The organism is Thiomonas intermedia (genome assembly GCF_002028405.1).
Classification (GTDB): Bacteria; Pseudomonadota; Gammaproteobacteria; order Burkholderiales; family Burkholderiaceae_C; genus Thiomonas; species Thiomonas intermedia.
Window position 1 is genome coordinate 25,802 of the sequence record NZ_CP020047.1, and the last position, 16,601, is coordinate 42,402.

Consider the following 16,601-nt stretch of genomic DNA (forward strand, 5'->3'; position numbering starts at 1 on the left):
CATTTGCGCCGTGGCTGGGAATGCACACCACGGATGCGCAAGACAGTTTCAGCGCGCCTTATGATTACAAAGTGCTTGCCAAGATATATAATCTTGGTTCTACAACAAACCACATATCGGAGTCACACAATGCGCAAATTGGTCGTTCTTTCCAGCATCCTAGCTTTGGCCGCGTGTTCATCGCCGCCAAAGCCGCCAGTGGTGGACGGGTCAAATCGTCACGCCGTCAACACTCCCGAGACAGCCGAAACGATTGCACTTCGTGCAAAGCTCGCGCAGGCAGAAGAAAAACTTCGCGTCGAACAGGCCCGGCCGGTGATTTCACCGGCCGTTTTGCAGCCTGCCCCGCCGCCGCCTGCACGCTCTCGCACGTTCAGCGTGCATTTCCCCTACAACGGCACGAATTTCAATCTGAGCGCCGACGACAGCGCGCAACTGCTGCCGCTGCTCGCCAAAGCGCGCCGAATCGAGGTTCGCGGACGCACGGACGGCCAACGTCCCAGCACTGCGGACGAAAAAATAGCCCTGAATCGCGCCCTGGCTGCGCAACGGTTCTTGATCGGGCAAGGAGTTTCACCGGCCATCATTTCGGTCAACTACGTGTCGGCCGGTGATTACGTTGCGGATAACTTTTCAGCGGTCGGACGCTCGCTGAATCGCCGCGTGGACATCGAAGTTTTTAACCAGTAGGAGGAAGATTTTCATGAAACGTCTCGCCATCACATCCGCGCTCGCCGCGATGTTCATCACGGCAGCGCCCGCGCATGCCGATGATGGCCTTTTCACGGGTGACGTGCGGCTCGCGTGCGAAGCCGTGCTTTGCCTGTCGTCGGGAACCCGGCCCAGCGAATGCACGCCGTCGATTCAGAAGTATTTCAGCATCACGGCAAAGAAGCTGTCGGACACGATCAAGAAGCGCAAGAGCTTCTTGAACCTCTGCCCGGCCGCAACGCAAGACGCGAAAATGGTCGCCCTGGTGGACGCGATCACCAACGGCGCAGGCCGTTGCGATTACGCCTCGCTGAATTCGACTCTGCGCGTGTGGAACAGCTACGAAGACGGCGCGGGCTACATCAGCAATGCCCTGCCTTCGTACTGCACGGCCTACAACGGCAACGCCTACACCGACATCAAGGCACCGCGCTATGTCGGCGTGCCTGAGCGCGGCGGCTATTGGGTCGAGGCCGACAAGTACGACGCAGCCCTTGCGGAATACAACCAGCGCATTGCAGCCGAAGACGCAGCACGGCGCGCGAACGACTACGGCGGCGGCGGCTCCTGAACCTCCGTGACTGGCCCAGCTCGCGGGCCGACAACCCAAGGGGAAAGCGGGCAACCGCTCTCCCCTGTTTTTTTAGGATGGGCTAACTATGGAATCAGCAGATAACGAAACATCGGGCGGCATACCGTTCAATCAATATCGGCTGTCGTGGGTGGCATACGTCCGGGCCGTGGTAGTGTTCTTCTTCCTCTCGGCCCTGGCCGTCGCCCTGGGCGCGCTGAATCAGTCTTTGAGCGTCGTTGCCGTCCTGGCAGCACTGGCGATATTCGCCTATCAGGTGCTGTACCTGCGCAGCATGATCCTGTTCACCAACGATGACGGCGTTTGGCTCTTTCGCGGTGTCCTGCCCTGGAACAAAGGCATCATCGGCGTGAAATGGCGGGACATCGAGGACGCCGTTTTCTTCACCGGCTTTGTGAGCTGGGCTTTCAACTCCTATTCGATCCGCGTCGGCCATCGCTTCACGAAGGCCAGCGAACTGACAATTGCGAACGTGAGGGACGGCCGCAACGCTGTCGCCCATATCAACGAAGTCCACCGGGCCAGATTGGGCGATTCGTACCGCTGAAAAGGGAGAAACGCAAAAAAGAAACGCGGATGATCCGCGTTTTTTTTCGCCTGCTTACCGGGTCTGCTCGTCGCCCGGATTCGCCCTGCCCTGCTCCTGGCGTTGCGGCTGCTTTGGCTCCGTCTCGCGCTCGGCGGTCTGGCCGCCAGTGCCGCGCAGGCTCTGCACAAGCGCGTCATGCTTCGTCACGACTGGCGGCATGGTCTGCACCAGTCGAACGATGTTGAGGGCAATTTGCTTGTCCTCTGGCTCGCCGGTCGCCAGCGCCCGCGCGATCTGGCCGTATGCCTTCTGCGTGTCCTTCCGGGCTGCGCTGATATTGTCTTGCGCTGGGTTGGCGCGCTTTTTGCCTGTCTTCACCTCGGCTTCGGCGTCCTGCTTTCTCGCCCTGGTGACGCGGGCCGGCTCCTGGCGCTTGCCCTGCTGGAATTCGGCGTCAATGTGACGCACGGCCTGTTTCTCGGCCTTCTGCACCACACCCCGCGCCCGGCGCGGTGTCGCATTCGCTTCTATGCCCTGGTCGCGCAATTTCTCGGCGAACTGTTCTCGCCAATACTGCAAGTCGCCCTTCCTCGGGTTCAAACGGATGCCGTCATTGCCAACTGCCTTGACGGCAAGGTGAACATGCGGGTGCTTCTCGTCGTCATGGGCGGCGAAAACATACTGGTGGTTGCCGAACTCCTGCTTGGCGAACTCTCGCGCGGCGTCCTTGACGGCCTGCCGGTCGGTGCCGGGCGGCATCGACAAAACGATGTTGAAGGCTTCCTTGCGCTTCTCGCCTTCGTAGGGAATGCCAATTTTTCCCTTTGCCCATGAGTCGCGCACGTCGCGCACGGCCTCCATGCCCTGGTGGATGTCGCCGTTTTCGTCCTCTATCTCCACCTCGCCATTGCGCGATATGTAGTCCATGTGCGCTTTGATGTGCTTCATGTTCTTGCCGCCGCCCGAGATTTTCACCATGACTTCGGCCGTCTTCTTGGCCGTCCTGGCTACCTTCTCTTTCGTGGCTGGCCCGCTCGGTGGCGAAGGCTTCGCGGCCCTGGTGGTGCCACCGCTGCGGATGTTGCGGCCCTTCGACCCCTTGACCGGCGAATAGTGAAGGCGCTCGCCCCAATCCTTGATGATGCCGTCGATTACGGTCTTGCTCATTCGATGTTCCACCGTTCAAGGCTGGCACGAATGGCGGTGCTGACTTTCTCCGTATGCGCGTCGATGATCCCGCGCAGCCGTTCGATTGATTCAATCGTGACGGAATCGCGCCGCCCCTCGTTCATGGCCTTGGCTACTTGGTTGAGGTTGCGCCCGATGGCAAGCAACTGATAGTTCGACTCGCCCAGCGCGTCGATTTCCTTCATGCCGAACTGTGGTTCGCGCGTGAGGCCCGCCCGGATCGCGTCAATGATCCACCGACGTTGTGAACAACGCTCAAGGTTGGCGCGCTCCTGCACGGCCGCCTTTTCGGATTTGGTCATGAGGATTTCAAACCGCACCTTGGGTTCGTCGTCGGGCGCTTCGCCCGTCTGACGCAAGGGCGGCGGTGGATTCTTGGCCGCCTTCGCTAACTGCTGCTCGATGGCCTCTTTCAGAGCTGCGCCGGGCTTTTTCCCCAGGGCTTCGCAATAGTCCGACCACGGTTTCTTCAACGCACCCAGGTACAGGTTCAGATAAGGGTTCTCTTTCTCCATAACGGGCTTCCAAGGTCAATGACAACAAAAGTGGGGGGGAACAAAGCGCGGACTACGCGCGTACTATACCGGCGATTAGCCTATCCTGCAATAGCCCACACCCCCCACACTTTTGGTCATGACCAAGCGTTTTTTGCTCTTGGGATTGAAAACGTGGTCTTGAAAGCGCCCGGTAGAACCATCTGTGCGGGATTTCAGGCACGGATTGTTCTCGGGCAAAAAAAACCGCCAAAACTTGGCGGTGTCGGTCACGTCTAATGCGGCCTACTCCGTAGGCCGGCATTCCTCTTTCAGCAGCCGGGAACCGACTGCAAGCCCTCTACGCTGGAACTGGCCCTGTGCGAGTTCAAGCGCGTACTTGGCGGGCTTCATCGACAAATGGTATTCGTCGGAATGGGGCGTCATGTCCTCGATGGCAAACAAAGTTCCATCCTCGGACACAAACGCGATAGATAACGGAATTCGGGTGTCTCGCATCCAGAAGGCCAGCTTGCCCGGTGGGTCAAAGGCGAACAACATTCCCGGCCCGGCATCGTCGCGGTTGGAAAGTCCTTTCGCCTGCTGGGCCTTCGTTCGTGCAACGGGAACGCCGCGAAGCTGGACGTTCCCGGTAAAAGACAGGTCGCATACTTCGGCCACGTCGGCGGCTTGCGCTTGCTGCCTGCTGGCAGCAAACGCAAGCAACGCACCGGCCACGATCAAGCCGGCAGCGCCTTTCAGGATCGCCGGTTTCATGGTCATTTCTCGGCTTCGGTCAGCAGGTTGATTTTGCAAGCGCCCGCATCTACCTCTTGATCGCCGCCGCCATCCTCGAAGCGAATGTGAATCAGGCCGGCAGTGGTAGGGCGACGATTCAGCAAAACGGCCGCCGAACGCCCGTCGAACTCCACCAGCAAAAGCGGCTTGCTCATGCGGTCGGGATCGGACACGGCCCGGCCCTTGGGCCAGCTTGTCAGCTCGCCGGTATCACGCCCGCCGTCGCCTTCCTCGCCAGCGCCTACACCTTCGCCCTGGTCGTTTTCGCCGCCCTTCTTGCCGGCCGGCTTGGTCTTGCTGCCTTCGCCTTCGGCTTCACCAGCGCCGCCACCGTTGCCGCCCTGGCCTTCGCCAGCGCCGCCCGGAATTTGGTCATGACCAAATTTCGAGGCTTCGCCGTTACCCGCCTGCTCGCCGCTCTGCTGGCCTTCGCCAGCAGCGGGAGCCGGGGCGGGCTTCTTCTTGCCCTTCAACTCGTCGGCCAGATCGGCAACGGTCTTGCGCGTGATTTCCATCGCATCGGCGCACCATGCTTCGACTTGCTCGGGGAACTTCTCATGCAAGCCGCGCAGCTCGTACAGGGTTTTAGGCGACGTGCATTTGCCGTTGCTGTATGCGTCTTCGATGCACGCGGGCGGGTCGATCAAGGCAAGGTGCTGGGTGATGATCGCGCCGTCTTTGCCCAGGTTCTTTGCGATGGCCTTCTTCTGGTCGCCAGCGTCCAAACGCTTCTTGATGAAAAGCGCAAGCTCCATCGGCTTCAAGTCGTCGCGCTGGATGTTCTCAATGACTTGATCGTAGTCATCGTGCGCTTCGTCAACGAATGCCGGGATCGTCGCCCGTCCAGCCGCAAGCGAGCCACGATAGCGGCGCGCGCCAAAGTTCAACATCCACTTGCCGGGCTTGCTCGGATGGGTGCGAACCGATACCGGCGTTTTGACGCCTCGCGCCCGAACGCTGTCGGTCATTTCCTGCATGGCCTCGGGCGTGAACTCCTTGCGCGGCTGGTCGGGGTCTTCCTCGATGTCGGCAAGGGGAATGTCCAGCGGCTTGCCGGTCGGCTGGGCCGCCCCGGCCACGGCCGGGGCAGTGGGCTTTTCTTCCAGGGCGGAAAGGTCGAGTGCCATTTATTGAACCTCCATGATTGAAGCGATTTTTTCAAATACCGGCTTGATCTGCGTCCACGCATCGCGGCCGCTGGTCTTACCGAGTTTCCAAACTGGCACGCCTGCGGCCTGGGCTTCGGGCACGGCCGTAGTCTTCTTAATCGCGGCAAAACCTGCATCCATCGGGATCAGTAGCTTGGCGAAGTGCGTCGAAAGCTCGCGGAAGTTATCGCGCTGGAAGGGCGTCGGCTCCACCAGATTCGGCAGGATGCCAATCAATTCCAACTTGGGATTGATCGCGGCCTTGATCTTGCGAATGCCGATGGTGTCGTGATTGAGCAAGTCGCCGATACCGTCGATGGCCTCCTGGTTCAATTGCAGCGGCGACAGAACGTAGTCGCTGACCACCAGCGACGAAAGCTGTCGAATGTCCGGGTTCGGGTTGGTGTCGATGATGCAAACATCGAAGTCGTTATGCACGGCTTGCAGAAACGATTGCAGGTTCGACGCGAAGCTGTTGTGCCTGTCGGCCTGCTTTTCCATTTTCAGCAGCTCGGCGTTATCAGCCGCCACCAAGACAAATTCAGCGTCTTCCACGCCGCCGACCTTGTGAGTCAAAAGGCGGCTGGCCGGCATCTGCGACACGGTGGCAATGCCTCCGGTCTTGATCGCCTTCGAGCTGTTGCGTTGGTGGTCGAAGTCGATCACCAAAACGCGCTTGCCCATGATGAGGTGGAAAAAGTAGGCCAACTGGACGGCCACGGCCGACTTGCCCACGCCGCCCTTTTGGTTTGCGAGAACTGTAGTTTTCATGCCCGAATGCTCCTTAAAAAAGTCCGAACTGTTGTCGGTGAAGTGGATACGCCGTTTTCTTTGAGAAACGCCACGATCTGGTCAACCGTGTAACCCTTGTCCCGAAGGGTCTGCATCTGCGCGGAATACGGCTCAAGTGCTGAACTCGCCAATTTGGGTTTTTCCCGGCTCATGAATTCTTCAATGCGCAGGTCTTCGGCCTTGGCGAGAAAACGGCCACGAATCACGTTCGCTTGCTGCGGTGACATCGTGTGTGCCGCTGCCGCCTCGGACAGCGACACACCTTCAACGATCAACGCTTTTGCAACGCCCAAGGAACGCTCTGACCATCTTTTGCATTTGGACGCCACGCGCTCAAATTGCGCGGCATCCATCCTTGGGGCAGGGGATGTCATGAGTTATTCACCCGCCCGGCTGAACTGGTCGCGCTTCTCTTTGCCCGGCGCACCGAATGCGAAGTCTTCCACGATGAAGTTGTAGCCGTACACGGTTTCGCCGTTCTTCTCGTAGTCGTTGTTTTCGACGCGGTAATCAATGATGAGTTGATCGCCCTTCAAGGCGTTCTTTGCGATGGCCTCGGCTTTCGCGCGGAAGGCGGTGAACTGGATCGCAACGGCACGTTCGCGGGTCTGGCCGGTGTCCTTGTCCTTGCCTGCGTACTCGTTCGCAATCAAGGTGAAACGCGCCACGGCGCGGTCGCCAGTGCCGGTTACGGTGGCCGGCCGGGCAAGGTTGCCGACAAAAACATTCTTCTGCATGGTGTAGCTCCTTCGGTTCGCGCGGCCAGGATTGACCGTAAGCACATTATAACACCCATAAAACAAACGATGCAACAAGGATAAAACAGAATAAAACAAATGAGAAACCGCAAAGGGCAGGGCAAACCCTAGTAATAAGCGGCTTTTGCGGCAATCGTCAGCAGCAGGCACCACGGAAAACCGCCATGCGAACGCAAACGGCCATAGAACGCGATTTAAGCGCCTTTCGCCCTTGCCGCACCCTCGGTATCGGGACGGTCAAGAAAGGGCCGTGGCGGGCCTCCTGCGCAGGCTACGGGGCACAATCGAGGGCAGGGCAAGCCCCTTCTTCCTGATAGACGGTTTTTTGCGGCCTCTCGATCACCACGAACCTTTCCGGCATGGCGCGCACACGCGCCGGGCTGAGCGGGCGGCCGACTTGTCGGCCGGGCGTGATTTGTCCCGGTCTTAGCGCCCCGCAGGGGTGGCCGCTTGCGGCCATGCCGGCCGGCTTGCCGGTCGGGACGCTTAGACCATGCCTTACCTCGGCCGTCGAACTGCAACGCGCGGCAAGTGCCGCGCTTCGTTCTTCACGTCCTGGCCGTAGGCCAGCCGTTAGATGCCTTCTGGCTGTTTGGCTGTTGGTTTTGGATTTCCTCGGCCTGTGTGCCCAGGTGATGCCTGTTCCTGGCTGCGGCGGTGGTGCCGCACCGCGCGGCAAGTGCCGCGCTTAGATCGGCATGGCCGAAGGCCATCCATTGTTCAGGCCGGCGCGAAGCGACGGGGCGCAGGGAGCGAAGCGACCGGAGGGTAGGCGGTGATTGCCGCGCTTCGCGGCAGCTTTTTCGACGTTGTTCACAACGGCGGCGGCTCCAACTACTAGGTATATTTTTTAAAGGAAAAAAAAACCTAAAGGCAAGAACTACAGGGGGGAAGCCACACGACGGCCAGAATAGCCAATGCTGGTAAGGCTTTGCGCGCTTTTTGGGCTTCGGATCGCAAGACACTTTCAGCGTAAACGCAAGACAGTTTCAGCGTAACGCGCAAGACACTTTCAGCGTGCGTTTCTGTGGATAGCGGATTTAATGCCTTACGAATCAACGGCTTGCGTGCAAGACACTTTCAGCGTGGATAACTTTCGTCATCCACAAGGTTATGCACAAGCAAGCGCCAGAATTGGGCGTCTTGGTTGGTGACGGCGGCCTGTCCTCGATCGCGTGATTCTGTCGCCATCGGGAACCCTCCGCGCTTCGCTTGGGCAACCGCTTCGGTTGCATCCCGCGTCGGTTCTTGCCCGACTGTCTGCGGGGGCAGGCGCTGCGGGCGTTGCCCTTGTCCTACCCCCTTGCCGATAGGCTCTATGGCCTCCATCAGCATCAAGGGTGAAGGCTTCGCCCGCCATCCTCACCCGTTCGGTGCTCGCCCTGCGGGCTGCGCTCCGCGTGCGGCCTCCGGTGTCGCCCTTGACGCCGATTCCAGCCAGGACACGGCCACGGCCCCGACGTGGACGGGAACGAAAAACCCGGCGCGCTGGCCGGGTCGGTTTGGTGACGGCCGCGAGCTGGCCAGGTCGTGAAGCTGTCGCCAATCAATCCTTGGCGGTGCCGCCCTTGCCTTTCGGGGCGGGGGAGGGCTTCAACGCGGCCAACAAGCCGGCGTTTTGGGTCTTGGTGGCTTCCAGCTCGCCGCGCAGGGCTGCGGCTTCCTCGCGGGCTGTGGCGGCCTCTGAGCGGGCCTTGTCGCGCTCCGTCTCTGCCTTCGTCATGCGCTCGGCGCTGCGGTGGACTTCTTCGGCCGCGCGCTTGCGCTGGTCGGCGTGCGCCTGCTCGGCGGCCTCGGCCTTGGCCGTGACGCCGGCAAGGGCGGCTTGTGCCTTGGCCGTTTCGCCCTGGGCAGCGGCCAGACTGGCGGCCAGCTTGACGCCTTCGGCTTCGGCCAGCTCCTGGCGCTGCTGGGCCTTGTCGCGCTCGGTGCGCAGGCGATCAGCATCGGCGCGCAGGCTGTCGGCCGTCGCCTTGGCCTGGGCTGCGGCGGTTTCGGCCTCGGCGTGTGCGTGGTCGAGTTCGGCGCGCAGCTCGGCGGCCCGGCGCTCGATTTCCTCGGCCCGTTGCTTGGCAAGGGCGGCGTCCTGCTCGGCGGCCAGCCGGGCGCGGCGCGTCTCGTCTAGCTCCTGGGCGGTCGCCTGGGCTGCTGCTGCGGCGGCCGTGGCTTGGCGTTCCAGCTCGGCAATGCGCGCCTGGGCGGCGTCCAGCTCGGCGGCCTGGGCCTCGAAGGCTTCGGACTGTTCGGCCGATAGCTGGATGAGGTCGCTTTTCTCGGTTTCAAAGGCCACCTTGGCCGCGTCTAGCGATTCGTTCGCCAGTTGCTGCGCCGTCTCCCAAAGGCTTTGCCCCATGCTCTGCACCACGCCATGCAGTTCCACCGGCAACGGCTCGCGCACGGCCTGAACCTGCTTGCGCTGGTTCTGCCGCCATTCCTTCATGGCCTCCACCACGTTGTTCATGCCGGCGCGGCTCTCCTGGCGCACAGCCTCCACGCTCGGGAACTCGCCGGTTTCGCTGGCCGCGTGCAGGGCGTCGGCGGCGGCAAAGATGCGCTCTTTGATGTCTTGGGATAGGGCCATTTTGCGAACTCCTTCGGATTGGGTAGGAATAATAATAATTATACTACTACTATTACTACTACGCTACTTAAAAAAAGGGCCGGTGGTGTCCCGGCCGGGTGGTCACTGGTCGGCGCGGATGCGCTCAAACATCGGCAGCAGGCGGCCCGCTTCGGCGCGGCCTTCGGGCTGGCAAGCAAAGGCCGGCACATTCAGCAGCAGGCGGGCACGGTGCAGGATGTCGTACAGGTCGAGCGGCGAAGCGTAGCGGCCTGGGGCGGTCAGCAGCTCGACGGCCATCGTGCCGGCAATGAGGTCATCGACGGGCAGGGCGCGGCCGTCAATGACGGCACGCAAAGCCAAAGCGCCCGCGTCCAGCGATTGGCGCATCCATTCTTGGGGTTCAAGCATCTTGTGCATGGGGTCGTTCTCCCTGTGGCTGTTGCTGGTGTCTGTGGTGGTCAGTTGCCGGCCAGATAGCGGCGGGCTTCGCGCAGTGCCTCGGCGATGCGGCGCACGCGACATTCAAGGGCCGAATGCTGCGCGGCCAGTCGGTCGTATTGCTCGGCGCGCACGATGCCGGCGCGGGCCTCCTCGATCCGCTCGGAGTCGCAGCCGACGTAATCGCGGCGGCGCGGCTCGCCGTTCTTCTGCGGGTACAGCAGATAGAAGTATTTCGGCTGGCCGTCCGAACCCTTGCGCCAATGCTCCGTTGCGTAGATCAAGCCCGCCTTTTTCAGCGCGGCCATGCCGGCGACAACCTCGGCAATCTCGCCTTCCAAGGTGTCGATCAGGCCGGGCACGTCGGCCGCCAGCTTCGCCAGCTCGGCCGTGTGGTTCTTCTTCGTTGCCATTCTTTAACCTCCAAGTAAGGCGCTTTTCGCTGCCGCCAGCATCACGGCCAGCGTGACGGTTCCAGCCATCGCCACCAGAAAAGCCAGGGCGAAAAACTGGACGTACACAAGCCCGGTTCCGATTGCCATCACGGCACGAAGCACGCGAAGGGCAAGGGTCACGATCAGGTCATCTATGAATTTCATGGCTGGTTCTCCCGGTGGGTTCCTAGCCGGATTTCCCGGCTAGTTTGGTCACTTCCAACTGTCCAAATTATACCATCTTGGTTAGTGCGCGTCACCAACTTTGGCAACATTAAAACGCTCTATCACCTGCTTGGCTGCCCAGATTCCGGCGTTGTTCAACTGCCGCACCCACGCGCCCCGACTTGGCGACCATTTGAAGGCTTCACGCTTCAAGATGGCGCGGGTTGCCTCGTCCGGCTTGCCGTCGAAAATGAACATCACGCGGTTTTCGGTGGTGTCCTCGCGGTAGGTGTAGCCGTCGCCGGCCTTCTCCACGTCGGCCCGCTGGCTGCGCTTCTCCAGCTCGGCAATGCGGCCCTTGATGCGGGTCATGTTGGCGTTGTTGTTCGACAAGGCATAGGACGGGAAACCGACACGGCGGGCAAAGTCCGGCTTGATCGCCTCGGCCGCCTGGGCTTCGGTGAAGCCAAGGGCCACAAGGGCGGCGGTCTGCGTTTCCGGTGTTTTGTTCGCACGAATGGCCTTGTTCGCGGCCTTCATCATCTCTTGCGACTTCTCGGCGCTTGCCAGCTCGGCGCGCAGCTTCTTGATGGCGTCCGGGTCATCGCTGGAAATGCCACCAGTGCCCACGCTCGCGGCCTTCTGTGCGTAGTGCGCTGCCTTGTCCTGGGCGGCAAAGGCTTTGCCGAAGGTGTTGTGAATCCGGTTGCGATAGTTGCGGTCGCGGCCTTCGCTGTGGTGCCCGACAAGGATCGGTTGCCCGAAGGGGATCACCTCGGCCATACCACGCGCCCGGCTATACAGTGCCCGGCTTTCGTCCTGGGCCTTGCCTGCACGCGCTTCGTACCGTTCGCGCTTGGCCTCAATGCGTGCCTCGTAGGCGTTCAATTCGCGCGGTTCGTCGGCCGCTGCCGGCTCGGCCTGCTCGATCACGGCCACGGCTTGCGCTGCTGCCTGCTCGGCGGCCTCCGGCGCTGCTTCTGGTGCTTCGGCTTCCTCGGTCACGGCGTCGGCGCTGGCCTTCTCGTCGGTCGGTTCGCCTCCGATTTCCTCGGTCTGTGAAACGTGAAAAACGGTCGTGGTCTTAACCTTCTTCACCGGCACTTCGTCGCCTGTCTCGCGGTCTTTCTTGGTGCAAGGAATCACGGTCACAATCTTGACGCCATGCTGTCCCTTCTTCACCACGCGGCCCAGCGCCTTCCACGCATTGAAGGTAAACACGTTCACGCGCGGTTCAACGTCGGCCATGTCGATGCCCATCGCGGCGAACCCGTCGAAGATCGCTTGATAGTTCGCAAGGCTTTCACCAGACACGGCATTTTCAAGGGCTTTCTGTTGCAGCTCGGCCTTTGGTTTTTGGCTGTTGAACCTTGCTTTGCTAGATGCTTGAGCCGGGGTGTTTTGCTTTTGAATTTGTGATTGGTGCGTCATGTCGGTATCCGCCTTTCGTTGTGTGAACTTGCTTCGCTGAGTGCCTTTCGCCGTGAAGCCCGTAGGTGGGCCGGACAGGACAGCGCGGAAAGGGAGAAACCGGAAGCCGCAGCGCAAGGGAGCGCAGCGAGTGCGAACGGGTGAGGATTTCAGGGCGCAGCCCGGCCCTTGGAGCGATGGCATGGCCGGACTACCGTTTAGGGCAGGCGAAAGGTATTCAGCGAAGCCGCACAACCCGCAGCAAGGCGGCCTGGACGTGACCACGGCCTAATTCAGCGGGAACCGCTGTAACAGGCGGGCAGCGCCCGCCTTGGGGTGTTCAAGGGCGTAAGCCCGGTGGCAGTCTCGGAACGAGTCTGCCGGTGTCCCTGGAACGCGGCGATTCATCGCGGCGTGGCCTGGAAGGGCAAAGCCCGGTGATGGTGACAACAGATCCGCCGGCGCCGGCGGGATCTGTCACCAAGGCGGCGGGCCTGGGTCTTTGGTGACGCGGCCGCGTCCTCGATCGGCTGTTTCTGTCACCACGCCGGGACGGCTCTTTTTGGCGACAAAAAGGAGCTGGCCAGGTTGCCGCGGTGTCTCCAAGCGGTCGGCTTGCCGGTGGTGACAAATGTTGGCCACCTGGTGCGGCGCAGCGTCACCAAGTGGCCGCCTGAACCGCTGTCCACATATCCACGGGCGCAAAGGTCACTACTAAGACCGTCGCGGCGGTGGGTATGTGGTCAGGGGACTAGCGCCGGGACGGCGCAACGAGAGGGATTGAAGCCCGAAGGGGTCGAGACTTGGAACAAGGCTCGATGCGCAGCACGAAAGCCCGTACCCGGCACGGCCGGGGCGAGCATGGCTATTTGGTTCTGCGGAAAAGCCAGGGTTCAACCGGCGCAGGATCAGCCCAAAGGCCACGACGTGCGGCGCGGGCCTGTGCTTCCAACTGGATCAACGAACGGTCGGTGACGTACTGACGGTAGGCCCACGCCATGCCCTGGTCGATCATGGCCGCGTTCACGTTCACGCCACCGACAAAGACGGTGCCCAATGTGCGGCCGTAACGATCCGGGCCGGCCTCGGCGACGGTGACGGCCTGCCGGAAGACCATCGCGGAAAGTGCTTGCCGCGAACGGTTTCCGAAGGCTTGCTTGCGCTCCGGGGCGTCGATCTGCGCCAAGCGGACGCGAACCGGGCGGTTCTCTACCAGCACGTCGATGGTGTCGCCGTCGATCACGCCGACGACTGAGCCGGAAAAATCAGCCCACGCGGCCGAACTGACGGCCAGCAGGGCGCATGCAAAAAAGGTGCGAAGGGCGCGCATCAGAAACCAAGCCCCTTTTGAATCGGCGTCGATTTGTAGGCGACGTGGGGCGGGCTGGGATACATCACCAGTCCGTTGACGCCATCGGAAACCTTGGCCTGCGGGTAGATGACCAGAACGTGTTTCAGCTCACGCAGAAAGGCGCGCTTGAAGTCGCGCAAACCCTGCTCGGTCATGGCGTAGCCGGAACCGAACTGCCCGGCCAGGGCAACCCAGGGAATCGTTGTGCGCTTCGATAGGTAGCTCATGCGGTAGGTGAGCCAGACGTAAATATCGAGGGCAAGCGGCGACTGGCGAAGGCCGCGCACGGCCCGCATGTCGAAGGGCAAGACGTGTTCGATGCACTCTTTGAAAAACGGCTCCGACAGCATCAGCGACGATTGCCATTGCCCGGCTTCTTCCGGGTTCTGCGGCGTCCACCAATCCACCTTGTCGGCCAGCAGCACGTTTTGCAGGACGAACGAATCTTTGCCTTCGTAGTGGCATGAAATGACGGAGCTAAAAAGCGTCGTCATGGCGTGTTTCAGGCGCGTGATGTCGCCGCGCTTCCCGCCTGTGTTGTGCAAGCCCAGCTCGGCCAGATAGGACGCCAGATTGTTGCCAAGCGATAGAACGCGCTCGCGTTTCTGCGCAACCTCGGTGCAAACCCATGTCAGCAGCAGCCGGGGAAGGGTGCCGTATGGCAAGCCCTGCGGGTGCGCGGTCATCATGGTCAGCGTGAAGTCGCCGTTGCGGCGGACAAAGCGGAAATCGGCCGTCTTGCGGTGCGGCAAGGTCGCAATGGCAAGGGAGCGGGTCATGAAGCCAAGGGAGCCGGCGCTTTTCGCGTCCTGGGCCTCGATGGCAAGGTGCGTTTCGATCAGCTCGCGCACGCGCTCCGGTATCTCGCTGTTTCGGTAGTCGAAGACTGCCGACATGGGAACCATCGCGCCCGACGAACCGAGTTCGTCGCGTTTGGTGCCGCGCCGGGCCGTTTTGCGGGCCGTGGCGGGCTTTTCTGGCTCGGCAGGTACTGCCGGGGCGGCGGCTGGCTTCGCCGCCTCTGGCGGCGCTGGCTGGGCTTTCATGGCGGCCTGCGCCTTCGCCTGGATCGGGCCGAAAATGTCGCCCATCGACTGGAAGCCTTCAACGCGCACGGTCGGCGGCTCTGGCTCCCGCACGATGATGTTCGGCTTGCTTGGATGCCAGCGAACATGCGCGTCAGCCATGCGCTTTGCCTTCTCGGGCTGCATGCCGCCCTTTATCAAGCTCTGCTTCATCGTTGCGCCTTCGACGGCCGCCTGCCGAATGGCGGCAGTCTTGGCCGCCAGAATGGCGGCGTCTTCGGGGTCAAGCCCCGCGCGCACTAGGTCTTCTCTATACGCGGCTTCATCGAATGTGGTAGTCTTAGCCGAAGTCATTAGGCCCGTCCCTTTAAGTGGTTTGATGGCAAAAGCCGGCAGATTCGCCCATCTGCTGGCTTTTTTCTTTTCAGCGGCCGGCCCGCTGCGATTCGTGGGTGAAGAACACCCAAAACAGGGTTCCAAGGAACCACGCCAGCGGCAAGCCGATGGCCGCATACAGCGACAGCGAAGCCCAGCGGGGCAAGAACCAATCGGCCGCGAACATGGGCACCAGCAGCAGGCCCAGCGACACCACGACGGGCAAATCCTCGGTCTTTCGGCAGTAGGCCGAAACCGCCTCGATCACCAGCATGGCGTAGGCTTTCCAGATTGCGTAAATGCGGGACATAGAACCTCCTTTGACGTTGGGAAAACTGCGTTGCTTCATCGGTCAGGCCGGCGTCAGGCGCGGGGCGCACCGGCTGCGCAACCTCTTTTTGAGTCTGAGCCGACTCGCGGCCCTGGGAAAAATTTGCCGTCTCCCCAGCGTTCAAGCGGTTCTGAACGTGGTTCATGACCGACTGAATGCCGGCCTCCTGCGCTTCGGGCTTGCCCGGCATCTTCGATGCGAAGTAGGTCGCCGCCGTGTGCATCGTCTTGTATGCCTCTTGCAGCTCGGGATGCTCTTTCAACGCTTCGCGTTCGCTCAACTGCTCGAAGGCAACGGCGCGGCTCGGCCGTACTGCATCGCGCAGCAGATCGGGCAAGGCGCGGTTGCCCTCTAGCCTGTCCTGCGTGTGCAGGATTTTCCGCATGGTGTTTTCGTGTTGAACGTGCGGCTTCGCCAGTTCGTTCACGCTGCGGTCGCGGGCGATATACAGCAGATCGCGCCGACATCGCTACGGCCGAACCGCTCCCAATCGACTTCATAGCCCGCTTCCTTGGCAAGCTGTTTGGTGAAGGTGCGAAGCGTGCGGCTGTTGCCGTCGCTGAACGGGTGAACATAGTCCAGCTCGGTGTAAATCTTGGCGAGCCGCGCCGTGAATTCCGGCGTCTTCAAGCCGCGCAGCTCGTCGGGCTTGGCCGCTTCAAGCGCCTTGTCGAGTCGGGCCGTGGCGGCATCGTCCATGCGCGAATACGCGACATAAAACGGGCCGTCCACGGTCGATAGCCGCGCTGTTTCATCCAGTCCAAGCCATCGGCAACCGGCTTGCGAAACTCGCCCGGCGTCACGTCATCGAAGCCAGCGCCCGGCAAGTCCTGGAAGATGCGGCGATTGACTTCCTTCAAGTGGGCGGCGTCGAAGTTGCCGCGCACCGGGTCTAGCTCAAGCTCGACAACCCGCCTGAACGTGTAATCGGCTTCGAGCTGCTGCCGCTGCTCGGCCGTCAACGCATTAGCGGCTGTGGGCTTGTTCTGCATCGGGCTTCACCTGAACAAAATCGGCAAGCTGGATGTCGCCATTGATGAATTGGCGTGCGCCCGTCTCGGCGGCTTTGGAAGGCTTGAAGCCTTCCAAGCCTACGGACGAACGGGCGAAGTTCACGGCGGCTTCGCGGCGGCGGCTCTCGGCCGGGGAAATCACATCGTTGGCCGGGCTGTGGCCGCGCTCACGCGATTGGTTGACATAGGCCCGCATGAATTCGCGCAGCACCTGGGCGGCGGGGCGGTCTTCCAGCAAAGCGGCGTCGGAAAACTCGGCGCGCAATTCCGGCTCAACGCGGAACGTCATTTGCACTTCTTTGGACATGGCGTGTACCTCTTTCAAAATTTGGCAAATTGGCTTATAAGCCAGCCTCTATTTTAATGTATGGGCATTGCATCGTCAATGCACATACATGGCTATTTAGGGTGGCTAACAACAGGGTAGCCAATTTAGATCGGGCTTTGCATTCTTGGCCGGGCCGCCTACAATTGGTCAAGATGGCTATACCCAAAAAGGCTAAGACG

22 protein-coding genes and 1 pseudogene are annotated in these 16,601 nt (G+C 61.3%); 4 read left to right on the forward strand and 19 right to left on the reverse strand.

The genetic code is table 11. The annotated features are described in order from the left end of the window. Positions 1 to 129 precede the first annotated feature (129 nt). The 3 genes from BVH73_RS15495 (at position 130) to BVH73_RS15505 (ending at position 1,850) form a co-directional block, all read left to right on the forward strand. Complete coding sequence (locus tag BVH73_RS15495) at positions 130 to 690, forward strand: OmpA family protein (protein WP_169836801.1); 561 nt, start codon at positions 130 to 132, stop codon at positions 688 to 690. Positions 691 to 703: 13 nt separating this feature from the next. Further along, positions 704 to 1,282, forward strand: a complete 579-nt coding sequence (locus tag BVH73_RS15500) for a TrbM/KikA/MpfK family conjugal transfer protein (protein ID WP_079420793.1) — start codon at positions 704 to 706, stop codon at positions 1,280 to 1,282. Between the two features lie 88 nt (positions 1,283 to 1,370). Then, positions 1,371 to 1,850: a hypothetical protein gene (locus BVH73_RS15505; protein WP_169836802.1), complete on the forward strand. Its 480-nt coding sequence runs from the start codon at positions 1,371 to 1,373 to the stop codon at positions 1,848 to 1,850. A gap of 54 nt (positions 1,851 to 1,904) precedes the next feature. Here BVH73_RS15505 and BVH73_RS15510 read toward each other — a convergent pair whose 3' ends face one another. The 7 genes from BVH73_RS15510 to BVH73_RS15540 all read right to left on the reverse strand — a co-directional run bounded on the left by BVH73_RS15510 (position 1,905) and on the right by BVH73_RS15540 (position 6,968). Continuing rightward, entirely contained in the window at positions 1,905 to 2,999 is a 1,095-nt protein-coding gene (locus tag BVH73_RS15510) for a relaxase/mobilization nuclease domain-containing protein (protein ID WP_079420795.1), read from the reverse strand. Further along, positions 2,996 to 3,535, reverse strand: coding sequence for a plasmid mobilization relaxosome protein MobC (locus tag BVH73_RS15515; RefSeq protein WP_012274937.1), 540 nt, complete (start codon positions 3,533 to 3,535; stop codon positions 2,996 to 2,998). Before BVH73_RS15515 ends, BVH73_RS15510 begins: the two co-directional genes overlap by 4 nt. Before the next feature lie 264 nt (positions 3,536 to 3,799). Further along, entirely contained in the window at positions 3,800 to 4,270 is a 471-nt protein-coding gene (locus BVH73_RS15520) for a DUF192 domain-containing protein (RefSeq protein ID WP_169836803.1), read from the reverse strand. A gap of 2 nt (positions 4,271 to 4,272) precedes the next feature. Beyond that, positions 4,273 to 5,418 (reverse strand): ParB/RepB/Spo0J family partition protein, encoded by a 1,146-nt coding sequence (locus BVH73_RS15525; protein ID WP_079420799.1) that lies wholly within the window; start codon positions 5,416 to 5,418, stop codon positions 4,273 to 4,275. Continuing rightward, the gene (locus tag BVH73_RS15530; RefSeq protein ID WP_079420801.1) at positions 5,419 to 6,210 is read right to left on the reverse strand and encodes a ParA family protein; all 792 of its coding nucleotides are present in this window, start codon (positions 6,208 to 6,210) and stop codon (positions 5,419 to 5,421) included. Continuing rightward, a complete protein-coding gene (locus tag BVH73_RS15535; protein ID WP_245800520.1) occupies positions 6,207 to 6,584 on the reverse strand; it encodes a hypothetical protein in 378 nt (125 codons plus the stop codon). The genes BVH73_RS15530 and BVH73_RS15535 overlap by 4 nt, the downstream gene beginning before the upstream one ends. A 24-nt stretch (positions 6,585 to 6,608) precedes the next feature. Continuing rightward, positions 6,609 to 6,968: a single-stranded DNA-binding protein gene (locus BVH73_RS15540; protein ID WP_079420805.1), complete on the reverse strand. Its 360-nt coding sequence runs from the start codon at positions 6,966 to 6,968 to the stop codon at positions 6,609 to 6,611. A 1,339-nt stretch (positions 6,969 to 8,307) separates the two neighbouring features. Between BVH73_RS15540 and BVH73_RS15890 the strand changes: the two genes are divergently transcribed. Further along, entirely contained in the window at positions 8,308 to 8,523 is a 216-nt protein-coding gene (locus BVH73_RS15890) for a hypothetical protein (protein WP_154048558.1), read from the forward strand. Positions 8,524 to 8,535: 12 nt separating this feature from the next. On the opposite strand, the gene BVH73_RS15545 is transcribed toward BVH73_RS15890, so the two are convergent. The 12 genes and pseudogenes from BVH73_RS15545 to BVH73_RS15590 all read right to left on the reverse strand — a co-directional run bounded on the left by BVH73_RS15545 (position 8,536) and on the right by BVH73_RS15590 (position 16,401). Next, positions 8,536 to 9,570 (reverse strand): DNA-binding protein, encoded by a 1,035-nt coding sequence (locus BVH73_RS15545; protein WP_079420807.1) that lies wholly within the window; start codon positions 9,568 to 9,570, stop codon positions 8,536 to 8,538. Between the two features lie 102 nt (positions 9,571 to 9,672). Beyond that, complete coding sequence (locus BVH73_RS15550) at positions 9,673 to 9,969, reverse strand: hypothetical protein (protein WP_079420809.1); 297 nt, start codon at positions 9,967 to 9,969, stop codon at positions 9,673 to 9,675. A gap of 41 nt (positions 9,970 to 10,010) precedes the next feature. Beyond that, positions 10,011 to 10,403 carry a class III extradiol ring-cleavage dioxygenase family protein gene (locus BVH73_RS15555; protein ID WP_012274930.1) on the reverse strand — a complete coding sequence of 131 codons (393 nt, stop codon included), beginning with the start codon at positions 10,401 to 10,403 and terminating at the stop codon, positions 10,011 to 10,013. A 3-nt stretch (positions 10,404 to 10,406) separates the two neighbouring features. Next, on the reverse strand, positions 10,407 to 10,589 hold the full coding sequence (locus BVH73_RS15560) for a hypothetical protein (protein ID WP_012274929.1): 183 nt from the start codon (positions 10,587 to 10,589) through the stop codon (positions 10,407 to 10,409). An 81-nt stretch (positions 10,590 to 10,670) separates the two neighbouring features. After that, positions 10,671 to 11,477 carry a DUF3560 domain-containing protein gene (locus BVH73_RS15565; RefSeq protein ID WP_079420816.1) on the reverse strand — a complete coding sequence of 269 codons (807 nt, stop codon included), beginning with the start codon at positions 11,475 to 11,477 and terminating at the stop codon, positions 10,671 to 10,673. Between the two features lie 195 nt (positions 11,478 to 11,672). Continuing rightward, a pseudogene (locus tag BVH73_RS16105) lies at positions 11,673 to 12,203 on the reverse strand (ArdC-like ssDNA-binding domain-containing protein); the annotation flags it as partial. Positions 12,204 to 12,864: 661 nt separating this feature from the next. Continuing rightward, positions 12,865 to 13,329, reverse strand: a complete 465-nt coding sequence (locus tag BVH73_RS15570) for a thermonuclease family protein (RefSeq protein ID WP_079420811.1) — start codon at positions 13,327 to 13,329, stop codon at positions 12,865 to 12,867. Then, the gene (locus tag BVH73_RS15575; RefSeq protein WP_245800521.1) at positions 13,329 to 14,729 is read right to left on the reverse strand and encodes a replication protein RepA; all 1,401 of its coding nucleotides are present in this window, start codon (positions 14,727 to 14,729) and stop codon (positions 13,329 to 13,331) included. The genes BVH73_RS15570 and BVH73_RS15575 overlap by 1 nt, the downstream gene beginning before the upstream one ends. Next, positions 14,729 to 15,508 (reverse strand): hypothetical protein, encoded by a 780-nt coding sequence (locus tag BVH73_RS15955; protein WP_169836804.1) that lies wholly within the window; start codon positions 15,506 to 15,508, stop codon positions 14,729 to 14,731. The genes BVH73_RS15575 and BVH73_RS15955 overlap by 1 nt, the downstream gene beginning before the upstream one ends. Continuing rightward, on the reverse strand, positions 15,505 to 15,711 hold the full coding sequence (locus BVH73_RS15895) for a Fic family protein (protein ID WP_169836805.1): 207 nt from the start codon (positions 15,709 to 15,711) through the stop codon (positions 15,505 to 15,507). Before BVH73_RS15895 ends, BVH73_RS15955 begins: the two co-directional genes overlap by 4 nt. Beyond that, on the reverse strand, positions 15,708 to 16,073 hold the full coding sequence (locus BVH73_RS15965) for a hypothetical protein (protein ID WP_179947982.1): 366 nt from the start codon (positions 16,071 to 16,073) through the stop codon (positions 15,708 to 15,710). The genes BVH73_RS15895 and BVH73_RS15965 overlap by 4 nt, the downstream gene beginning before the upstream one ends. Beyond that, positions 16,048 to 16,401, reverse strand: a complete 354-nt coding sequence (locus BVH73_RS15590; RefSeq protein ID WP_245800522.1) for an antitoxin VbhA family protein — start codon at positions 16,399 to 16,401, stop codon at positions 16,048 to 16,050. Before BVH73_RS15590 ends, BVH73_RS15965 begins: the two co-directional genes overlap by 26 nt. Positions 16,402 to 16,601: the final 200 nt, after the last annotated feature.